General features: G+C 35.6%; 25 protein-coding genes. All 25 read right to left on the bottom strand.

What is annotated here, in order from left to right; all coding sequences use genetic code 11:
* The 25 genes from CS063_RS05450 to serC all read right to left on the bottom strand — a co-directional run bounded on the left by CS063_RS05450 (nucleotide 1) and on the right by serC (nucleotide 21,505).
* The gene (locus tag CS063_RS05450) at nucleotides 1-681 is read right to left on the bottom strand and encodes a TIGR03936 family radical SAM-associated protein (RefSeq protein ID WP_099448679.1); all 681 of its coding nucleotides are present in this window, start codon (nucleotides 679-681) and stop codon (nucleotides 1-3) included.
* Nucleotides 671-2,518, bottom strand: coding sequence for a TIGR03960 family B12-binding radical SAM protein (locus tag CS063_RS05445; RefSeq protein ID WP_099448726.1), 1,848 nt, complete (start codon nucleotides 2,516-2,518; stop codon nucleotides 671-673). The genes CS063_RS05450 and CS063_RS05445 overlap by 11 nt, the downstream gene beginning before the upstream one ends.
* Nucleotides 2,519-2,543: 25 nt before the next feature.
* Nucleotides 2,544-2,801: a hypothetical protein gene (locus tag CS063_RS05440; RefSeq protein WP_099448678.1), complete on the bottom strand. Its 258-nt coding sequence runs from the start codon at nucleotides 2,799-2,801 to the stop codon at nucleotides 2,544-2,546.
* 98 nt (nucleotides 2,802-2,899) lie between these two features.
* Entirely contained in the window at nucleotides 2,900-3,295 is a 396-nt protein-coding gene (gene mgsA / locus CS063_RS05435) for a methylglyoxal synthase (RefSeq protein WP_099448677.1), read from the bottom strand.
* A 15-nt stretch (nucleotides 3,296-3,310) separates the two neighbouring features.
* On the bottom strand, nucleotides 3,311-4,429 hold the full coding sequence (locus tag CS063_RS05430; RefSeq protein ID WP_099448676.1) for an FtsW/RodA/SpoVE family cell cycle protein: 1,119 nt from the start codon (nucleotides 4,427-4,429) through the stop codon (nucleotides 3,311-3,313).
* 50 nt (nucleotides 4,430-4,479) lie between these two features.
* Complete coding sequence (gene minE / locus CS063_RS05425) at nucleotides 4,480-4,764, bottom strand: cell division topological specificity factor MinE (RefSeq protein WP_099448675.1); 285 nt, start codon at nucleotides 4,762-4,764, stop codon at nucleotides 4,480-4,482.
* 12 nt (nucleotides 4,765-4,776) lie between these two features.
* Nucleotides 4,777-5,577 (bottom strand): septum site-determining protein MinD, encoded by an 801-nt coding sequence (gene minD / locus CS063_RS05420; RefSeq protein WP_099448674.1) that lies wholly within the window; start codon nucleotides 5,575-5,577, stop codon nucleotides 4,777-4,779.
* A 27-nt stretch (nucleotides 5,578-5,604) separates the two neighbouring features.
* A complete protein-coding gene (locus CS063_RS05415; protein WP_099448673.1) occupies nucleotides 5,605-6,297 on the bottom strand; it encodes a septum site-determining protein MinC in 693 nt (230 codons plus the stop codon).
* A 12-nt stretch (nucleotides 6,298-6,309) separates the two neighbouring features.
* Complete coding sequence (locus CS063_RS05410) at nucleotides 6,310-9,273, bottom strand: penicillin-binding transpeptidase domain-containing protein (RefSeq protein ID WP_308415436.1); 2,964 nt, start codon at nucleotides 9,271-9,273, stop codon at nucleotides 6,310-6,312.
* A 2-nt stretch (nucleotides 9,274-9,275) separates the two neighbouring features.
* Entirely contained in the window at nucleotides 9,276-9,446 is a 171-nt protein-coding gene (locus tag CS063_RS17605) for a hypothetical protein (RefSeq protein ID WP_180270704.1), read from the bottom strand.
* A gap of 17 nt (nucleotides 9,447-9,463) precedes the next feature.
* A complete protein-coding gene (mreD, locus tag CS063_RS05405) occupies nucleotides 9,464-9,973 on the bottom strand; it encodes a rod shape-determining protein MreD (RefSeq protein ID WP_099448671.1) in 510 nt (169 codons plus the stop codon).
* An 11-nt stretch (nucleotides 9,974-9,984) separates the two neighbouring features.
* Entirely contained in the window at nucleotides 9,985-10,806 is an 822-nt protein-coding gene (gene mreC, locus CS063_RS05400; protein ID WP_180270703.1) for a rod shape-determining protein MreC, read from the bottom strand.
* A 17-nt stretch (nucleotides 10,807-10,823) separates the two neighbouring features.
* A complete protein-coding gene (locus CS063_RS05395) occupies nucleotides 10,824-11,834 on the bottom strand; it encodes a rod shape-determining protein (RefSeq protein ID WP_099448669.1) in 1,011 nt (336 codons plus the stop codon).
* A 146-nt stretch (nucleotides 11,835-11,980) separates the two neighbouring features.
* Complete coding sequence (gene radC / locus CS063_RS05390) at nucleotides 11,981-12,658, bottom strand: RadC family protein (protein WP_099448725.1); 678 nt, start codon at nucleotides 12,656-12,658, stop codon at nucleotides 11,981-11,983.
* Nucleotides 12,659-12,758: 100 nt separating this feature from the next.
* Entirely contained in the window at nucleotides 12,759-13,331 is a 573-nt protein-coding gene (locus CS063_RS05385) for a Maf family protein (protein WP_099448668.1), read from the bottom strand.
* Between the two features lie 18 nt (nucleotides 13,332-13,349).
* A complete protein-coding gene (locus tag CS063_RS05380; RefSeq protein ID WP_180270702.1) occupies nucleotides 13,350-13,610 on the bottom strand; it encodes a DUF4321 domain-containing protein in 261 nt (86 codons plus the stop codon).
* Between the two features lie 32 nt (nucleotides 13,611-13,642).
* Complete coding sequence (locus CS063_RS05375; RefSeq protein ID WP_099448666.1) at nucleotides 13,643-14,452, bottom strand: RnfABCDGE type electron transport complex subunit B; 810 nt, start codon at nucleotides 14,450-14,452, stop codon at nucleotides 13,643-13,645.
* Between the two features lie 14 nt (nucleotides 14,453-14,466).
* Nucleotides 14,467-15,042 carry an electron transport complex subunit RsxA gene (gene rsxA, locus CS063_RS05370; protein ID WP_099448665.1) on the bottom strand — a complete coding sequence of 192 codons (576 nt, stop codon included), beginning with the start codon at nucleotides 15,040-15,042 and terminating at the stop codon, nucleotides 14,467-14,469.
* Between the two features lie 11 nt (nucleotides 15,043-15,053).
* Nucleotides 15,054-15,650 (bottom strand): electron transport complex subunit RsxE, encoded by a 597-nt coding sequence (gene rsxE / locus CS063_RS05365; RefSeq protein ID WP_099448664.1) that lies wholly within the window; start codon nucleotides 15,648-15,650, stop codon nucleotides 15,054-15,056.
* Nucleotides 15,651-16,211: an RnfABCDGE type electron transport complex subunit G gene (locus tag CS063_RS05360; RefSeq protein WP_099448663.1), complete on the bottom strand. Its 561-nt coding sequence runs from the start codon at nucleotides 16,209-16,211 to the stop codon at nucleotides 15,651-15,653.
* Entirely contained in the window at nucleotides 16,208-17,161 is a 954-nt protein-coding gene (locus CS063_RS05355; RefSeq protein ID WP_099448662.1) for an RnfABCDGE type electron transport complex subunit D, read from the bottom strand. Before CS063_RS05355 ends, CS063_RS05360 begins: the two co-directional genes overlap by 4 nt.
* A 20-nt stretch (nucleotides 17,162-17,181) precedes the next feature.
* Nucleotides 17,182-18,501, bottom strand: a complete 1,320-nt coding sequence (gene rsxC, locus CS063_RS05350; RefSeq protein ID WP_099448661.1) for an electron transport complex subunit RsxC — start codon at nucleotides 18,499-18,501, stop codon at nucleotides 17,182-17,184.
* Between the two features lie 132 nt (nucleotides 18,502-18,633).
* The gene (locus CS063_RS05345) at nucleotides 18,634-19,191 is read right to left on the bottom strand and encodes an ATP-binding protein (RefSeq protein WP_099448660.1); all 558 of its coding nucleotides are present in this window, start codon (nucleotides 19,189-19,191) and stop codon (nucleotides 18,634-18,636) included.
* Between the two features lie 68 nt (nucleotides 19,192-19,259).
* Complete coding sequence (locus tag CS063_RS05340; protein ID WP_099448659.1) at nucleotides 19,260-20,417, bottom strand: phosphoglycerate dehydrogenase; 1,158 nt, start codon at nucleotides 20,415-20,417, stop codon at nucleotides 19,260-19,262.
* Between the two features lie 11 nt (nucleotides 20,418-20,428).
* A complete protein-coding gene (gene serC, locus CS063_RS05335; protein WP_099448658.1) occupies nucleotides 20,429-21,505 on the bottom strand; it encodes a 3-phosphoserine/phosphohydroxythreonine transaminase in 1,077 nt (358 codons plus the stop codon).
* Between the last annotated feature and the right edge of the window lie 108 nt (nucleotides 21,506-21,613).

Raw genomic sequence — 21,613 nt, 5'->3', positions numbered from 1 at the left:
CTATCTCCCATAATGGTCTAAAGGTATATATTCCTTATCATAAGCATATAACTCTTCTCGAGTAATCTCAAAATAATGGTTCTCTTGAACGTCTGTTAAAAGTGCCTTGATGACAAGCTCTGGTTTTAAATTAGCTTCACTTCCTGCTAAAACATGAAGCTTCAGACAAAATGCTTGTTCCTCTTCATTTACTTCTGTTCCTAGAATAAGAGGTTTAATATCTATCTCTTTATTCCCTTTTTTCCCCTTTTTCTCTACTAATAACTGCTGTTGTCCTAAACCTTTTTCAAGTATTTCACATGTTAAATAAGGAAATTCTCTTTTAGGCAAAATCACTTGATAGTCTGCCGCCTTTACTAAACTCATTAAGGAGTCTTTTATATCAGGAGCTCTAAAAATCTCACAAATACGTATACCATCTACTAAAACCTGATTAAGTTGATCCTTCACCCATTCAGGTTCTATTTCCTTCTCAAGAACGATGTCCAAATACTCACCCTTACTGCTCATACCTACTGCCAAAGGAAGAGCAAAATAAATAAGAGAATGAGGACTAAAACCTTGTGAGTATGCAACTGGTATTTTAGCAACCTTTATAGCACGTTGAAATAAGCGTACCGTATCAAGATGCCCTACAAATTTAACAGGGCCTTCTTTAGTAAATTTTAATCTAACCTTCATGACAAACTCCTTTTCCTAACTTATTTGCTCCACATCCTGAACATTTTTCTAGGCAATGAGGAGTGGTACTAGCCGCCTTAGCCTTTTCATTTTCAGCCATTAAGAAACGCTTTGTTACACCAATATCAATGTGTTCCCAAGGCAGAAGCTCCTCATAACTCCGTTCACGTTGTGCATAAAAAGCTAGTTCAATCCCACTGTCTTTAGCTGCTTCTTGCCATTTGTTTTCATCAAAGTGCTCGCTCCAACTATCAAAGGTACAGCCTTTTTGATAGGCTGTATAAAGGAGGTTGCCCACACGTCTATCTCCTCTTGCAATAACAGCCTCTAATACACTCGTTTTAGCATCATGGTGGTTATAGCGAATTTGCCTACGCGTTATAGCATGCTTCAGCAGATTATGCTTGGTCATAAAGCTTTCTGCACTATCTTGTGCTGCCCACTGAAAAGGTGTAAAAGGTTTAGGCACAAAACAAGATGTACTTACTACAAGTTGTAAGCCCGCCTGCCTTTTTTCTTTTTCTACTCCAAAATAAGTTTGTGCTACCTTTTCAGCTAAAGCTGCAATACCTTGTACGTCTTCTACTGTTTCATAAGGCAAACCAAGCATAAAGTAAAGTTTAACCCTATTCCAACCTCCTTCAAAGGCTAGGCGACACCCCTTTAAAATCTCTTCTTCAGAAATATTTTTATTAATCACATCACGCATTTTTTGTGTTCCTGCTTCTGGAGCAAAGGTTAAACTACTTTTTCTCACCTCTTGTACTTTTTGCATAAGATCTACTGAAAAAGCATCTACACGTAAAGACGGTAATGAAATATTTACATACTCCTCATTACACATCCCTATAAGTTCCTCTGCAAAGGCTGGTAACTCTTTATAGTCACTGGTACTTAAAGATGCAAGAGAAATTTCCTCGTACCCTGTTGCTTCTAAAAGTTTTTGAGCATAACCAAGTAATACCTCTTTGCTTTTCTGACGAACAGGACGGTAAATCATACCCGCTTGACAAAAACGACACCCTCGGATACACCCTCTAAACATTTCTAAGGTTACACGGTCATGAATTGCACGAATCCATGGTACAACTTGCTTTTCTGGATAAAAACTCTCATCCATCTTTTCAACAATAACTTTTTTGATAGTATCAGGTGCTTCTTCATAATTTTTCTTACGTTTACTTAAGGTACCATCTTCCTTATATATTTCTTCATAAAAACAAGGAACATAAATACCAGGAATTTTAACAATATGTTTTAAAAAGTCTTGACGACTTCCACCTTCTCGTTTCCATTCCTTATATTTATCCAATAAAGCATCATAGGAAACTTCACCTTCACCAATATAAACAATATCTACAAAGTTAGCTAAAGGTTCAGGATTATACGCACAAGGCCCCCCAACAATAACAAAAGGATGTTCTTCTCTTCTATCCTTACTCCATAAAGGAATCCCACCTAACTCTAGCATGTTTAAGATATTGGTATAACTCATTTCGTATTGTAAGGTAAAGCCTACAAAATCAAAGTCACTAAGTGGGCTATGGCTCTCTAAACTAAAGAGAGGAATCTTTTCTTCTCGCATTATTTTTTCCATATCTACCCAAGGTGCAAAAACTCTTTCACAAAAAGTATCTTCTCTACGATTTAAGAAGTGGTATAAAATTTGCATACCTAAATGACTCATACCTACTTCATAAACATCCGGAAAACAAAAAGCAAAACGGATTGTCTCTTCTTCAATAGTCTTTTTATAACTATTTAATTCTCCTCCAATATAACGCGCTGGTTTATCCACTCTATTTAGAAGTGAATCAGATAAATTAACTGTATTCATTTTTTCCTCCAGTATATTTTCCATTCTATTTTAAAGTATAGTCACGAATCACTTCTCTTCCTTTTTTAACCCACTTTTGTAAATCTTCTATTTCTATATTCTTAGAAATTTCTTGTTGAAAAGTGTCTTTCCATTTCGTGCTTTCTTTAGTATTTAGCACAAGAAACGCTCCTATACCTATTACAGTACAAATGAGTATTTGATTCAAAAGATCATTTGCAAATGTAGTGGGCTCTTCTTTTGGCTTATCTTCCCATGGTCTCTTTCTCTTTACTTCTCCCATTTTCTCACCTCTTGAATATCTTTTATAGTCTATATATATGGGACAAGAAAAAGCTTTATTCTTAAGGCACAAAATAAAAAAAGACTTAAAAAAGTCTTTTATCGCATAACCTCACGCCAACTTAAATCGCCTCTTTCTAAGGCTTTTACAAGGAGTTCAGCTGTTGCTAAATTGGTAGCAATAGGTATATTGTGAATATCACATAATCTTTCTATACTTCCTAAATCTGGTTCGTGAGGTTTCTGAGAAACAGGGTCTCTTAGAAAAATCACCATATCCACTTGATTGTGAGCAATTTGTGCGCCCAACTGCTGTGCCCCACCTAAATGTCCTGCTAAATACTTATAAATATTTAAATTTGTTGCCTCTTCTACGAGTCTTCCCGTTGTTCCAGTCGCATATAAGGTATGCTTCATTAAAATATGGCGATACGCAATTGCGAAATTTTCCATTAACTTTTTCTTTGCATCGTGTGCAATGAGTGCAACGTTCATAGGGTTCAACCTCCTTTAAAACATAGTTTCTTCTTTTGTCATCGCAACATTTAATACTAACCCCATCCCAATCATGTTTGCCCATAAAGAACTCCCACCATAACTAATAAATGGAACGGGTATCCCTGTATTAGGGAGTAAATCGGTAGCTACTCCAATATTAACGAAAGACTGCATAGCAATCATACCGATATAACCTACAACGATAAACTTACCTAAATCATCAGGTGCTCCTCTTGCAATCCATAATCCTCTTAAAATAAAAAGCATCAAGAGTGCTATCACACCTGTAGCTCCAATAAAACCAAACTCTTCACCAATTACAGCAATAATAAAATCATTTTGAGATTCTGGTAAATAATTGAGTTGACTGATAGAACCTTGATAGAGCCCTTTACCTTTAAGCCCACCTGAGCCAATGGCATGAATAGCTTGAGTTGTTTGGTAACGTTCATCTAAGCTATCCCCGCCATGAATCTTATTTACGATACGGTCTCTTTGATACTTAGCAATTAGCTTCTGATCTGGATTCTTTACAATATAAACAAAGGCAACCGTTACAATTAATATGCCTATCCCTACAGCTGAAGCAATATACTTGAAATCGAGTTTGGTTACAAATAATTGTATCATTAAAATAACAACAAGTACAATACTTGTAGACAAATTAGGTTGACGATTAATAAGAATAAAGGGCACAAAGTCAAATGCTCCAATCACTAAAATAGGCCATAATCGATTAATCTTTTTATTGTACTTATCAATTAGTTTGGCACAACATAAAATCATAGCAATTTTAGCAAATTCGGAAGGTTGCAGTTGAAAACCTCCAATCGAAATCCATCTTGCAGCTCCATTTACTTCTTTCCCTAAGAAAAAAACAGATAATAAAACAAGATTAGTAAGCACATAAATAATTAAATACCAATCCCCCAGCATATGATAGTCAATACTCATCACAATTAACATTAAAACAAAACCAATGCCAAAAAAGACAAGCTGTTTTTTGACTAAATCCTCATCGCCAAAGGAAGCTGTTGCACTGCTAATTGCTAATATGCCAATACCTGTTAGTAACATCATTAGAACAATAAGCCAACCATCCATTTGTTTAATTGAAAATTTTTTAAACATAAAAAAATAACGAATCCTTTCCTAGTGCCCCCTATGAAACTCTTAGAGAGTCACTTCACTTTCTTTAAATTCTTAATAGGTATATTGGCGGATAATACAGGTGCCTTTTTGCCACCTTCTTCATATTGCCTATTCGATATTTCAATATTAAAGTCGTCGGTATCAATATCTACATACTTAGATATTACCGCTACAATATCTGCCCGCATCATTTCTAAAAGTTCAGTAGAACAATTCATACGATCATGAATAAGTACCAACTTCAATCGATCCTTTGCTACTGAACTTGATTTATTTCTCTTTCCAAACAAGCTATTAAAGTCCATTACCCCCATCACCTACTCCCTTTATTGATTTCCAAATCCAAATACCTTTTTGATTTTACCTACTAAACCAGTAGAAATATTTAAATCTAAAAATGGACGCTCTAAACCTTGTACGCGATCTGCAATATTACGGAAAGCTTTACTTGCTAAAGAGCTCCCTTCAATAACTGCTGGTTCACCTTTGTTAGTTGTTACAACAATATTTTCATCATCTGGTACAACTCCAATAAGATCAATAGCAAGAATTTCAACTACATCTTCCATTGCCATCATATCTCCACGTTTTACCATATTCATACGTACACGATTGATGATAAGATGAATAGTTGAAACGCCATGGGATTCTAAAAGCCCAATAATACGATCTGCATCTCTTACAGCTGAAACCTCTGGTGTAGTTATAACTAAAGCACGATCTGCACCTGCTATAGCGTTTTTAAAACCTTGTTCGATACCAGCTGGACAATCTAATAAAATATAATCAAAATCCTCTTTTAATGAATCACATAGTTTTTTCATTTGTTCTGGGCTTACTGCATTTTTATCACGTGTCTGAGCAGCTGGTAAAAGAAAAAGTCCTTCAAAACGCTTGTCCTTAATTAAGGCTTGTTTTAAACGGCACCTTCCTTCTACTACATCTACTAAATCATAAACAATTCTATTCTCAAGCCCCATAACAACATCAAGATTGCGAAGTCCAATATCTGCATCCACTAATACGACTTGTTTACCTGCTAATGCTAATGCTGTACCTACATTGGCAGAGGTAGTTGTTTTACCTACACCACCTTTACCAGAGGTAATTACAATTACTTCACTCATTTTTAACCCCCTCTAATTCATTTCTTTTTATTTTAACATATGACTTAATGTTTTTGTATCCATTTGATTGATATAGATTTCTTCTTCATACAAATAAGCCATTTGCATACCACCCTCACCTATATCCATATACTTATTGCCCTGGGGTGACTGAGCAATAATAGAAGCAATACCAATCTGAATAGGTTGCATACTTTGCGCAATCACAAAAGGATGTGAAAAGCTAGGGTCCATGCCTGCATGTACTTTTCCTTTCAACGAACCCATTATAAGGATATTTCCACCTGCTGTTACAAGTCCTCCCGGGTTTACATCACCTAATACAACAACATTTCCACTAGCATGTACATGATTACCTGAACGCACAATACCATAATGAAAATGTGTAAGTGAAGCTTCACCTGATTCAATCTGCTCTTTGATCCATTTCAAATAATCAGTTTCTTTAAACATTTCTTTTTCATTTTCAAACTCATGTACAAAAGAAATATTAACAATATTTTGATTGGCTAAAAGTTCCAAAAGTATCTCTTGCTGTTTTTCGCTTAAAGGTCTTCCTTTAAAACGTAAAGACACTCTAGAGCCTTTAAAAAAGCGTTCAGAATCCTTCAGTTTTTGTTTGAAACACTCCAATACCGCCTCAAAGTTAGCCATTTCATCTAGTAAAACAATAATGCCATCTGCATAACCTTTGAAGACAACTAGATTATCTTGCACCATCTTCCTCCCCCTCTAGTCAACAAATATATTCTCTAAAGTAGCTTGTTTATCTTGACTCTCCTTAAAATAATTTTCCAAAATATCTTTGGCAATCAATTGACTTGTACTACCTAATCCATCTGTGTTGTAAAGTGTGACTACTAATGCGATTTGAGGTGCCTCATAAGGTGCAAACCCCGCAAACCAAGCATGTTCATGTTTACCGTCTTCTGCCGTTCCTGTTTTGGCACCTATCGCTACAGGAAAGTTTTTAAAAATCTCTCTTGCTGTTCCTTCTTCTCCCTGTATTACATCTAGCATACCTTGATGTATAAGGTTCATCGTATAATCGGATACTGTAATATCCCTAATAGGGTGTGGCAAGGTTACTTCATAGAGCGATCGACCTGCTTCATAGCTTCTAATTCCTTGTACCAGTCGTAAATCATAAGTTACTTTTTTATTAGCTATGCCTGCAATATAGCGTACAATTTGCAAAGGAGAAAAAGCATTGTATCCTTGCCCCATGGCAGTACGTACGGTTACTCCATCTGTCCAATTTAATTCTACACCAACAAACAACTCATTGACAATCAAATTTATAATATTTTGTCTTATTTTTGCTACCAGTTGCTCTTTATATGTCTCTATCTTGGTAGGTAATTGATTTTTAGCTAATAGTAAGGCTTTTGCACTTTCTCTTTGATCTGCTTTTCTTATTTGCATACGATAAACCTTCAAAAAAGCTTGCTCATAAGCATCTAATAATTCATCTTCAGGAATTTGATTAATTGCTTGTTTTAAGGACTCATCCAGTGTCTTATCTACATAAATCTCCAGACTTTGAATAAATACACTTTTTACTTTTTGTTCTAAAGAGGTACTCGTCGTTCTCTCCATTGTGTTAACTATAATTTGTTCCATAACCTGAGTAAAATCTTTTGCCACACCTTGCTTAATTTGTGATAAAATCTGTGGTAAAAACACATCATAATGTGGCTCTAAAACCTTTTGCAAAAGTGGTTCTAACTGACGTTTCAATTCATATTGGAATGCTTCTTCTACCTCTAACCTAGTCTCTCCTAATGAATCTGTTAAATAAACACCTTTCTCAAGTTGTGCTTTAAGGGTAGTAAGTAGCTCTTGCTCTTTACTCATTGACAAATCTTTTAACTTATTTAAAACCTGTCTTACACACTGCTTGACTAAATTAAAAGGTGAAGAAATATTAGGCTGTACCTCATCTAGTTCAATTCCTGTTTTTTCACTTAAACCAAACAAATCCGCGTAACGATTTAATGTATTAATTCCTTCAAAATTAGACCCCATCTTTTGAGCTAAGCGATAAGCGACTTCATAAAAATAATAATTGCAAGATACTTCTAAGGCACGGTTTAAATCTACTTCACCATGCCCATTACCTGAAGAACTTAGTACCCAACATCTTGGATAAGGCGCCCCTGCCTGTGTAAAGGTTCCTGTATCATTAATTTTCTCTGTTGGAGTAATCACTCCTTCTTCAAGTCCTGCAATAGCAGTCACCATTTTGTAAGTAGAACCAGGTGCTTTAGCTGTCTTGGTCACACGATTAACTAAAAGGCTACGCTTATCAAACCCATCTGTAAGTTGTGCATAATATGAATTAAAAGAAGTACTTAGCTGATTATTATCAAAAGAAGGATATCCTACTAAACTTAAAACTTCACCTGTCTGTACATCTACCACTGCTGCTGCACCACTACAAGGATCAATTGCAAAGTATTTAGGCTTTAAATAGCCTTTTTCAAGTTGATCTATTAAAAGTTCCTCTGTAGTTCCCTGCTTATTTTTTTGAAATTCACCTAGAACAGAAGGTTCTAGTTTTAAAATTCCTTGCTCATGAAGTATCCACAGAATTTCTTTCTCTGTTAATTTGCCTTCATCAAACCACTCTAAAAGTAACTTCTTAAGAGAAAAGTCTTGTCGCATCAAAGGATCTATTTTGTCGTAAGCTTGTTCCAAAATACTCACTATAGCATGACTCTTTGTCTCTTGAGGTGCTACCTGCAATGCCTTTATATCTAAAATATTACTTTCAATCATAGAACGAATAAGGGTTTTAGCATCTAGAGGAAGCACAGAACCACCTGGGTTTTTAAGACGCATTATAATCGCTTCACTCAGCCTTCTCTCTAAACTATTATACGTAGCCTTTTGTAGGGCTAAATCAAGCGTTAAGTAAATATCTCTTCCTGCTTGCCCTTCTTCTCGACTTAATGTATAAATACGCCTGCCAAAATTATCAACTGCTACCTTTTCAAGCCCTTTTTCACCTTTTAATTTATCTTCCATGGATTGCTCAAGGCCCATTTGTCCAATTAAGTCATTACGCTCATAATTTTTTCCTTGTTTTTGAAGCTGTTCCAACTGATTTTCCGTAATGGTTCGCGTATAACCCAAAAGATTGCCTACTATTTCTCCTTCAGGATAATAACGCAGGGGGATTTGATCGATACTTAATCCTACAAATTTTTCCCTATTTTCTTCTATTTGGCTCATCGTCTTATCAGATACTTTCAAAGCAAGGTTAACCAATTGGTACTGTGAATAGGAGGATTTAAAAATTTCTACACGCAAGGCAATAATTTTTCTTGCTTCCTCATCTGTTAATTGTGGGCTTATTTCAAACTGTTTTTTTAAATATGCCATCCATTCTTGCCCACTATAGGTAAGAAGCTCTTGACGTTGTTCTTCATTTATATAGGGTACATTATAACTAAAACGATTTACTTCATACGTATCTCCTGTTAAAATAAATGGAGCTTTTTGAGAAAGAGGTACATTATCAATAAAGGTATCGTCATTTTGTTCTAATATATTTATGGCTTGTAATAAAGTCTCATTTAGTTTTTCCTTATTAGTAAAAGCTTGTTGGTCAAACTTTAAAACATTAACAGGTTCATTAATGGCTAATGGATTGCCATAACGATCAAAGATAAGTCCACGAGTGGCTGGAATCTCTATGCTTCGTTGTGTTTTATAGTCATATGACTACTATACTCTTCATGATGAATAACCTGAAGATCGTATAACCGTACCACCAACCCTAGAAATAGAAGTCCACTGGTACAGCAGAGGATAAAAAAACGATCATGTAGGAGGGGTATAGGTTCTAAAGCTTGCTTTTTCATCTATACGCCACCTCTATTTAAAAAATATTACGAGTTTTTCTTTCATGCCATTCAATTTTTTCATTAATTAAATAACTTATTTGATACACAACCAAAGAAAGAGTAATGGTATAAATAAGTTCTGGCATAATAAGAGATTTAAAGAAAAAGAAGAAATTAATTTTTCCTCTTAGCATAAACCCAAAAGTGAAAAAGATACTATACACTAAATTACTTGCTAATGTGCATAAAAATGGAATAATAAAATTTTCACGATAAAAATTTCTATTTAATTTGCCAATTATATAGCCAATGCCTCCATAAATGATAGCTGTTGGTCCAACCAATAAACCAAAAGATAGATCATATAAAAGACCTCCTGCAATACCAACCAGAGTTCCCTCTGTGCTCCCTCTTAGCAACGCAAAAGAAACAATAATCATAATCATAAAGTTTGGCAAAATATTACCTATTCTTAAATGCTGAAAAATTGTGGTGCTTAGGACTTGCACCACAACTAATAAAAGGCCGATAACTGTTGTCCTCATCTTACACCCCACTACTGTTCCTGATTTAAGAGAACCAAAACTTGTTCTAAATGTTTAAAATCTACAATGGGCCTAACATAGGCATACTGTGTTAATCCATTTTTACCTGGTACAATTTCCTCTACTGTACCTATTGGAATACCCGTAGGATAATAAATAGAACTGAGATGAGAAGTTACTACTTGGTCACCCTTTACTACTTCAGATTCTACATTGATTTCCAGTTTGCAAAGTCCTTCAGCTGTCATTTCAATATCACCACGTAAAATACCTGTATCACCTGTGCGGACAATTTTTGCACTTACAGAACTTCGATCATCAATAATAGTAAGTACCTTCGAAGAAAAGAGATCCACTTCACTGACACGCCCAACTAGACCACCATTCGCTAAAATAACACCATTATAGGTTATACCTTGATTAAGCCCTTTATCAATTTTAAAAGTCTTATACCAATTTCCATTATCTTTCGCAATAACATTCGCACCTAAACCTTCATAATCACGATAAAGCTGCTTCATCTCCAATAGGCTCTTCAAACTATTATTTTCACTCTTATACTGCACGAGAATACTATTCTCGTAAGAAAGCTTTTGATTTTCCTCTTTTAGGGCCTTGTTTTCTTTTAAAAGTACATCTACATTTTTAAAATAATCCGTAACACCTTGTACCTTTTGTGTAGCATAGAAAAATGCTTTTTCAAAAGGATAAAGGAGAGAGTTTACTCCTGTACTTACTACAGGAATGTTATATCTTTTTCCCAGAAAAATGACAATAAGGAGGATAGAACTTATTACTATACCTACTTTTTTAATTTTTTTTGTTAACTTCAAGGCTATCTCCCCTTGTATTATTTATCATCTGCAAAAAGTACTGCCCACTTTTCAATGTCTTCAAGGGCATAACCTGTTCCTTTTGCTACACAATCTAATGGATCTTCTGCAATTTTAACTGGCATACCTGTTTCTAGGCTAATGAGCGTATCTAAACCTGTTAATAAAGCGCCCCCACCAGTTAACATAATCCCACTTTCCATAATATCTGCTGATAATTCAGGTGGTGTCTTTTCTAAGGTATATTTAATCGCATCAATAATGGCATTAACAGGTTCTTTTATGGCATCTGTTACTTCACTTGAAGTAATAGTTAAAATTTTAGGTAGACCTGTTACAAGATCACGTCCTCTAATATCCATGGTTTGGTCTTCACCTGTTGGATAAGCTGCACCAATAGTAATTTTAATCTGTTCAGCTGTTCGTTCACCAATCATTAAATTATATTCTCTTTTAATATAAGAAACAATATATTCATCAAATTCATCTCCTGCAACACGTAAAGATTTGCTTGCTACAATACCGCCTAGAGAAATAACTGCTACGTCTGTTGTCCCTCCCCCAATGTCAACAACCATATTACCTGTAGGTTCCTCTACACGTAAGTGTGCACCAATAGCTGCTGCCATAGGTTCTTCCATAATAAGAGCTTTTTTAGCACCAGCTTTTTCTGTTGCTTCTTCTACAGCTCTTTTTTCTACAGAAGTAACACCTGAAGGTACACACACAATAACACGTGGTTTAGGTGCAAATATAGATTGTTTATGTGCTTTGCCAATAAAATATCTAAGCATTGCTTCTGTTGTTGCAAAATCTGCAATGACTCCATCTTTAAGTGGGCGAATAGCAACAATGCTTCCAGGTGTACGTCCAATCATTTGTTTTGCTTCATCACCTACTGCTAACACTTCATTCGTTTTTTCTTTTATGGCAACTACGGAAGGTTCATTTACAACTATCCCTTTCCCTTTTACAAATACCAATGTATTGGCGGTTCCAAGGTCAATACCCATATCTTTTCCAAACATCTTCCAATCCTCCTAATTTCATCTATCTTATTGAGTAATGTGTTTTTAATCTCATCTCTACCATCATACAGCCTTTTTTTACCTTTTTCAACCGTTCACTTGGAAAATACACGATAAAACTAAGGTATTTTTTGGAATTTAATCTTCTAAAGGTAACTTTCTTCTTTTAAACTAATGTAACACCTATCACCAATAATGATATGGTCTAAAAGAGGAATACCTATCACTTCTCCTGTTTCTTTAAGTCGTTTGGTAATGTATAAATCTTCTTTACTAGGTGAAGGATCTCCACTAGGGTGATTATGCACTGCAATAATACTATAAGCTGACTTCTGAATGGCTACCTTATAAACCTCACGTGGATGAACAATAGAAGCTGTCAAACTTCCTTGAGAAATTTTTTCATACGTGAGCATTTTAGATTTAGCATCTAATAAAACGACAATAAAAAGTTCCTCTCTACTATGTCTTACTTCCTCCATAAAATATTCTGATACTTGTCGTGGACAAGTAAACTTTTCAGTGGGTTCATAGCGTTGTCTTGCAAGTCGTTTACAGATTTCTAAAAGCGCTAAAATCTGGATTACCTTTACCTTACCCATTCCTTTTATCGTTCTTAGTTCCTCTTCACACCATTGAAAAAGGGAAAGCAGGGAACCATAGGGTGCTTTTTCATTTAAAAGCTTACACGCTAATTCTTCTACATTACAACCTTTGGTACCACTCCTTAAAAGAATGGCAAGTAGCTCATAATCTGTTAAAGCCGTAATACCTAACTGCTCACAACGTTCATAAGGACGGATTGCTGCTGGCAAATCTTGCATGCGCACATCTATCACCCCACTTTCTTATAAGATTATTGCCTTAATTAAAATAATTCATACCAATTTACACAAAAAAAGTAAGCCTTTAAAGGCCTACTTTTTAGTAAAACTTATAAAACTCCATTATTTCTTTATAGAGCCGACAAAGAGGTAATCCCATAACATTATAATAATCACCTTCTATACCTTCAATATAAAGTCCACCTTGCCCTTGTATGCCATAAGCACCCGCTTTATCTAACGGTTCACCTGTTATCACATATGCTGTTACTTCTTCCTCTGACAGTTGTTTCATATGAACCTTGGTTTTTTCACTAAACACCTTTAAAAAACTATCTTGTGCTCTTATAATACAGATACCTGTATAAACAGAATGAACTTTACCTGAAAGCTGATAAAGCATCTTCCTTGCCTCATTTGCATCTTGAGGTTTACCTAAAATATGCTGTTCCAAAGCAACTAATGTATCACAACCAATAATCCATTTGTTAGGATGCTTTCTAGCTACTGCTTCTGCCTTTTGCTTAGCAAGATTTTCAACGTTTTGGCGTGGAGAGAGGGAAGAACAAATTGTCTCTTCCACTTGAGCAACTTCTACCGAAAAGCTAAAAGGAAGTCTTTCTAAAAGTTCCTGCCTACGAGGTGAACTAGAAGCTAAAATCCACTCTATCATTTATCTATCTCCTTTACCTCATATCTTTTTATAAATAAGCACACCTGCTACCATCCCTAGTATACCTGCTAAAGTAATGTTAAGATGTGCTTGAAAAGAAAGCCACATAACACCTAAGTCCAGTTGAATAGGATTATCCAGCCCAAAAACTCCTGCATAATTCATCCACTTTAAAAAACTGACTTGAGCACATAATTCTCCTAAAAAATTACCAACAGTTAAGCCTGCTAGCATACATAATATAAGAATCCATGTATTTGCTGATTTATTGGATGTCATTATCTTCCCCCCAATTTCATTTTCCATTCACCTTAAACATGTTCTAAAAGTAATGCACTAATTGCCTTAGTAGGGCATTTGGTTTCACATTTGCCACATCCTATGCATAGACTTTGATCAATATGAGCAAGGCTATTTTTTACTTTTATCGCATCTACTTCACATTGTTTCATACAAATTCCACACCCAATACACCCCACACTACAAGCAGCTTTTACATCTTTCCCCTTATCTTGAGACATACAACTTACTTGATAAGTTGTATCTTCCGGCAATATTTGAATAATCTCCCTTGGACATTCTTTTTGGCAAGCTCCACAACCTACGCATTTTTCTTTATCGACAACAGGCAGACCGTTCACAATAGTAAGTGCATCAAATTGACATACTTTAACACAACTTCCATAGCCTAAACATCCATAGCTACATACTTTTGGCCCCCCACCAATTAGTTGTGCATCTTGGCAAGTAAGGATACCTTCATACTTAAACTTAAGTTTAGCCACATCCGGGGTTCCCTTGCAACTAATAAAAGCTATTTTTCTAATACTATTTGTTGCCTCAACCCCCATAATTTGAGCAATCTCTGCTATTTGTCCCTTATTACAAACAGGACAAGCATTAACAAGACTTTCACCATTTACTATAGCTTTTGCCAAGGCTTCACATCCGGCAAAACCACACCCTCCACAATTAGCACCAGGCAAACAATCCTTAACAGCTTCTACACGTTCATCTATAGGTACAGCAAACTTCTTTGCTGCAATTCCGAGCCCCACTCCAAATATGAGGCCTAAACCTCCAATACACGAAACAGGAAATAAAATTGCTGATATATCCATCTCTATGCTCCTTCCTATTTAATTAGATTTTGGAAGCCTAAAAAGGCTATAGCCATAAAACCAGCTGTAATAAGCGCAATAGGTAAACCTTTAAAGCCTTCTAAAATATCATTATCTTCTAAACGTTCACGAATACCTGCAAAAAGTACCATAACAAGTGTAAAACCAATAGCTCCACCTACTCCATTTACAATGGATTGAGTAAGGGAATAACCCTTTTGCATATTTAAAATAGCTACTCCAAGAACAGCACAGTTGGTTGTAATAAGTGGAAGATAAACACCTAATGCACTATATAGTGAAGGGCTTACCTTTTGAATGACCATTTCTACAAATTGGACAAGAGATGCAATAACTAAAATAAAAGCTACTGTATAAAGGTATTCTAACTTTAAAGGTACTAATAAAAAATGATAAACTAAATAAGACATCATTGAAGCAAGACCCATTACAAATGTAACAGCGGCACCCATCCCTAGAGAGGTTTCTACCTTTTTGGAGACACCAAGAAATGGGCAAATTCCTAAAAATTTAGTTAGTACAAAGTTATTTACTAACGCTGCACTTAAAAATAATAAAAATAAATTCATGTTTCCCCCTCCTAGTGCTTTTTAGCCTTTAATGTATTTAAAATAGCCATAAGAATACCTAATGTAAAGAAGGCTCCTGGTGCTAAAATCATAATAATAGCGGGTGTATAGCTTTCTGGCATCACATTATTGCCAAAAAGTTGTCCTGCGCCAAGGATCTCGCGAATCATGCCAATAACGGTTAATGATGTAGTAAAACCAAGTCCCATTCCTAAACCATCAAACATAGAAGGAAGAGGTTTATTCTTAAAAGCAAAAGCTTCAGCACGTCCTAAAATGATACAATTTACTACAATCAGTGGAATAAAAAGACCTAAAGCCGCATGCAAACTTGTGATATAAGCTTGAAGTATTAAATCAATAATCGTTACAAAACTTGCAATAATAACGATAAAGGCAGGAATACGAATTTTATTTGGAATACACTTACGTAATAAGGAAATAACTAAATTAGAGCAAATAAGTACTGCTGTTGTAGCAAGCCCCATTCCCACTGCATTTTCTGCACTGGTTGTAACTGCTAAAGTTGGGCACATCCCTAATACTTGTACAAAAGTAGGATTATCCAAAACAATCCCAGCCTTTAATCTTTCTTGTAATGCCTTCATTTAGTTTCCCTCCTTTAAAAGTTCTTTTTGATGATTGAGAACATATTCTGCTACTTGATTCACTCCATCTGTTATTGCCTGTGAAGTAATAGTAGCACCTGTAATAGCTACTATCTCCTCATCAGATGTTGTTTTAGTTACCTTAAGTGGACTCGTTTTATCTATAAATTGGTTAATAAAGCTTGGATTTTTAGCATTTGCGCCTAGTCCAGGTGTTTCAGAATGGGCTAAAATTTGTACTCCCATGATTTTGTTTGCTTTATTGATTCCTACCATTAGTTCAATGCCGCCACCATAACCATTTGTTGTTACTTTTGCCACAATCCCCACACTTTGTCCTTGTTTGGTTCCTACATAAAGGCTACTAATCATAGGGTCATCAATCTCTTCGACTGATACAAAATCATCTGCTTCTTGCAAAAGTTGTCCCATGGCCTCCTTTTCTGCTTTTTCTTTATTGAGGCTAATAATAGGTGTAGTGAGGCTATTAATAAAGCCTAGTGAACCTACACAAATAGCAGTAATGAGAAAAAGTATAGCACCTAATTTTAATTCTTTCATGCCTTTTTCCCTCCCCCAAAACGTTTGGTTTTAACATAACGATCAATTAATGGTACTGTTAAATTCATAATGAGTAAACTGTAACTTACACCTTCTGGATAACCACCAAATAAGCGGATAATAGCAGCAAGAACACCAGCACTTATCGCAAAAATAATTTGCCCTTTAACAGTCATTGGAGATGTTGTATAATCTGTTGCCATAAAGAGCGCACCTAACATAGCTCCTCCTAAAAATAAGGAATAAAAACTCATCTCTATTCCTTGTCCTCCACATAGGGCAGTTACTAAGAAGAGACTCCCTAGGTAAAAAACAGGAATATGCCATCTAATAACGCCTTTAATAAGAAGATACGCTGCACCCAAAAGAAGTGCTAAAGCAGATACTTCACCAATACATCCTCCTATATTCCCTATAAAAGCATCCAGCATGCTCGGTAGCTCATTGTAATTGCCTGCTTTTATTAAGGCAAGGGGTGTAGCTGTTGTCACAGCATCTATGCCGCTTAACCCAGTAGGGGCTGTAAAAGTTGCCACAGCTTGAGGATAAGCTGCTAACAAGAAAGCTCTTGCTGCAAGAGCTGGGTTAATAAAGTTTTGACCAATCCCTCCAAATATTTGCTTAGCCAATATAATTGCTACAAAACTTCCTACTATTACAATAAAAAAGGGTATCTCTGGTGGAAGATTAAAGGCTAATAATAAACCTGTAACCACTGCACTTAAATCTTTTATCGTACTATCTTTTTTAAAGATTTTTTGCCAAAGCCATTCCCAACCTACACAGCAAACCACACTTAACAAAGTCACCCAGAGCGCACGTAAGCCAAAGAAAAGGATACCGGCTAAAAGGGCTGGTATTAAAGCGATGATTACATCATACATAATACTCTTTGTTGTGTGCTTCGCACGTGCATGAGGGGATGGTGAAACAGTTAATATTTTTTCCATCTTCTTATTCTCCTTTTAGTTTATTTCTTTGCACGTAATTGAGCTTTTGCTGTTCGTATACTTTGTACCAACTCGCATTTAGCTGGACAAATAAAGGAACAACAGCCACATTCAATACAATCCATACCATGATGTGCTGTAAAGTTTTCTAATTTATCATGAATAGCACTCCTATGTAAAACATTTGGTATAAGTCCCATCGGACAGACTTGCACACATTTACTACAGCGGATACAATGAGAAGTCTTTTCACCCTTCACCTCTTCTTCTGTAAAGCATAAGATAGCTGAGGTTCCTTTGACAACAGGCACATCAACATCCGAAATAGCCACCCCCATCATCGGACCTCCAGCAATAATTTTAACCGTTCTTTCTTCATCCCACTGTGCATAGTCTAAAATCTCACGATAGGAAGTTCCAGTTCTTACTTTAAGATTACAAGGGTTTTTTACGCCACTTCCTGCTACCGTTATAATACGTCGCATAATAGGTCTACCTTTTGTAACAGCACGCCAAATAGCCACAATAGAATCAATATTCTGTACAATACAACCTACTTCAATAGGCAACTTGCCACTTGGCACCTCTCTGCCTGTCGTAGCATAAATTAAATGTTTCTCAGAACCTTGTGGGTATTTAGTATGGAGTGTACATACCTCTATTCTTGTCATCTCTTTGGCAAGATGTGTTAAATTTTCTATGGCATCCATTTTATTATCTTCGATACCAATCAATGCTTTTGCTTTAGGAAAAACCTGAAGTAGTATTTCAAGACCTGCAATAATTCGCTCTCCTTCTTCTAGCATGACACGATGGTCTGAGGTAAGATAGGGTTCGCACTCTGCCCCATTAATAATAATGAATTCTACTTCCTTATCTTCTGGGATATTCAGTTTAACATGGGTAGGAAAAGCTGCTCCTCCCATACCAACAAGACCTGCTTCCTTTACAATATCTACTAGCTCTTTACGTCCTAAAGATTTTATATCTGGCATTCTATAAGCCTGCAATTCTTGTATTTCCTCATAGAGAAAGTCATTTTCGATGACAATACATTTATCTTTTATACCTCTAAATGTAAGCCTTTCTTCAACTGCTTTTACTGTCCCCGATACACTAGCATGAATAGGGGCAGCCACAAAACCTGTCACCTCTCCAATTTTTTGACCAACATATACATGATCACCCTTTTTTACTAGAGGTGTACAAGGCGCTCCAATATGCTGTGACATAGGATAAACCATTTCACCCTTTGGAGCTAAAATAGTAATGGGTTTATCTTGTGTGGACTCCTTATGATAGTGTGGATGAATTCCTTTTTTAAAGGTTAAACCTTTCATGTTACTCCTCCTTTCAATATTTAAATCACTAATGATATTTAAACCATTATTTACAAATCATGTCAATTATAGCATGGTTATAGCTATTAGACTAGATAATTAAAAAAATAACGTGAATAAGTAAATTTATTATTATTTTGACGCCTCCATTTGGTAAAGTGCCGTAATATTTATTTCAATATAATTTTCTAGCCATGCAATAATCTCTAAATTTTCTATTGGCACACCTTCTAATACCTCTTTAATTTGTTCTGTACTTAATTCAAAACATTTTTCATTATAAAAATGCCTATATGTATAGGTAATCTCAGGCTTTGCCATAATAACTGTACCTAAAGTACTGGCTATATTGCCTAAAGGGAGCCGATCAATATGATTATAAACCAAAGTCGCTTCTAGCTTTGTGCCTCTTCCTAGCTCACTCTCTATCTTAAGCTCCCCTTCACACTCCTTACACAGTTGATATAAAAGTGGGATGCCTAGACCAACTTTGCGTAAAGTACGTGTCGTTACATAAGGATGAATCACTTGGTTACACATTTCTTTACTCATGCCTTTACCATTATCTTCAACCTTTAATATTAATTTATTTTGAAGTACCTGCTCACTCACCTCCAAATGAATGTGAGTAGCTCCTGCTTTAATACTATTTTGCATGATGTCTAATAGATGTAGTGCAAGTTCTCTCATAACTTCCTCCTTTATTCCATAAAAGAAGGAATTAAGATGATTCTTAATTCCTTCTTTTTATTTGTTATCTATTTCACAAGGAGACGTACTTTGATGATGTGCTCCATATTTTCAATGGCTTTTAAGTTGTCTTCTGAAACATAGGTATCTGTATCAATGAGCGTATAAGCAAAATCACCTCGGCTACGATTACTCATATCTCGAATATTAATGCCTTCTCCAGCAATAATAGCTGTTATTTTTCCTAGAATAGCTGGGGTATTTTTATGAATAATAGCAAGGCGACAATTGGATGCCCATGCCATTATACACTCAGGGTAATTTACAGAATTAACAATATTCCCATTTTCCAAATAATCTTTCACTTCTTGAACCGCCATTACAGCACAGTTTTCTTCTGACTCTGGTGTAGAAGCACCTAAGTGAGGAATTGTTAGGATATTAGGATTTCCCATTACTTCTTCTACTGGGAAGTCTGTTACATAAGTTGTAACAATGCCTTCTTCAATAGCTTTTAATAAATCCCCATTATGTACAAGTGTATCTCTAGAGAAATTGAGAAGTCTTACACCTGGTTTCATCTTGCTAAAAGCTTCTTTATTAAACATGTATTTGGTAGCTTCTACAAGAGGTACATGTACAGTAATATAGTCAGCTTCAGCTAATACCTCATCAAGGGATACAGCATGGCGAACATGACGAGAAAGTCCCCAAGCAGCATTAATAGAAATGTAAGGATCATGGCCAATTACCTCCATTCCTAATGCTTGTGCACTATTGGCAACCATAACACCAATTGCCCCTAGTCCAATAACTCCTAGTTTTTTGCCTAAAATTTCTGGTCCTACAAAAGCACCTTTTCCTTTTTCAACTGCTTTTGCTACATCTGTATCTAATGTTTTTGCCCAATTGATCCCCTCTACTACTTTACGTGAAGAAAGGAGCAATCCTGCTAATACTAATTCTTTTACCGCATTAGCATTGGCGCCAGGCGTATTAAAAACAACTATCCCACTTTTTGCACATTCCTCAATTGGAATATTATTCACACCTGCTCCTGCACGTGCAATGGCTTTCACTGTACTAGGTAATGCTATATCATGCATCTTAGCACTGCGTACTAAAACTGCATCTGCACCTTCTAAATTATCTTGAATAGTATAATTATCACCAAAAAGTGCTAAACCTGATTGTGATATTTTATTAAGGGTTTGTATGGTATACATCCTAACTCCTCCTAATTCTCTGCTTCAAATTTTTTCATAAATTCAACTAATTTTTGAATTCCTTCTACTGGCATAGCATTGTAAATACTTGCACGCATACCACCTACACTACGATGACCTTTTAAATTCACAAATCCAGCTGCTGTTGCTTCTTTTACAAATTTAGCATCTAAATCAGCATCACCTGTTACAAAGGTTACATTCATCATTGAGCGGTCTTCCTTAACAGCTGTTCCTTTAAAAAGTTTAGATTGATCTAAGAAATCATAAAGAAGTGCTGCTTTTTCGCGATTAATTTTTTCAAGTACTTCTACGCCACCTTTTGCTTCTATCCACTCAAACATAAGTTTCAACATATAAATACCATAAGTTGGAGGGGTATTGTACATAGAATCATTTTCTACCATTACCTTGTAGTCTAACATAGTAGGTACATTTTCTTTTGCAAAACCTAATAAATCATTACGGATAATCACTAAAGTGACACCTGCTGGTCCGAGATTTTTCTGTGCACCTGCAAAAATAAGACCAAATTGAGATACATCTACTTTTTCAGAAAGAATACAAGAAGACATATCTGCTACTAATGGTACATCACCTGTATCTGGGAACACATTAAATTTTGTCCCATAAATTGTATTGTTGGCACAAATATAAAAATAATCTGCTTCTGGATTTACATCTTCTTTTGTTATCTTTGGAATATAGCTATAGGTATCTGCTTTAGAAGAAGCTACTACTCTTACTTCTCCAAATTTTTTAGCTTCTTTTAAAGCCTTCGACGCAAATTGTCCCGTTTCCATGTAATCTGCTGTGTTGGACTTTCTAAATAAGTTTAGTGGAACCATAGCAAACTGAAGCGAAGCGCCACCTTGTAAAAATAATACCGAATAATTATCTGGAATATCCATTAATTTACGAAGTCTAGCTTCTGTTTCCCCTATTATCGCTTCATAAGGTTTGGAGCGATGACTCATCTCCATAACACTCATTCCACTTGTACCATATTCTACTAATTCTTTTTGTGCTTTTTCTAGTACTTCAAGTGGTAATACACCTGGCCCTGCTGAAAAATTAAATACACGCATTTTATACCCTCCTATTTAGAAATCACATTGACACACAATATGTCGCTATCTTTAAAATTATAGATAATTTTTAGATGTTAGTCAATATTTCGTTCATATTTCTCTACT

This window comes from Sporanaerobium hydrogeniformans (genome assembly GCF_002735925.1).
In the GTDB taxonomy this organism is placed as follows: Bacteria; Bacillota; Clostridia; order Lachnospirales; family Cellulosilyticaceae; genus Sporanaerobium; species Sporanaerobium hydrogeniformans.
Note: the sequence above shows the minus strand (reverse complement) of the source record. Positions and strands in the feature narration are given on the sequence as shown.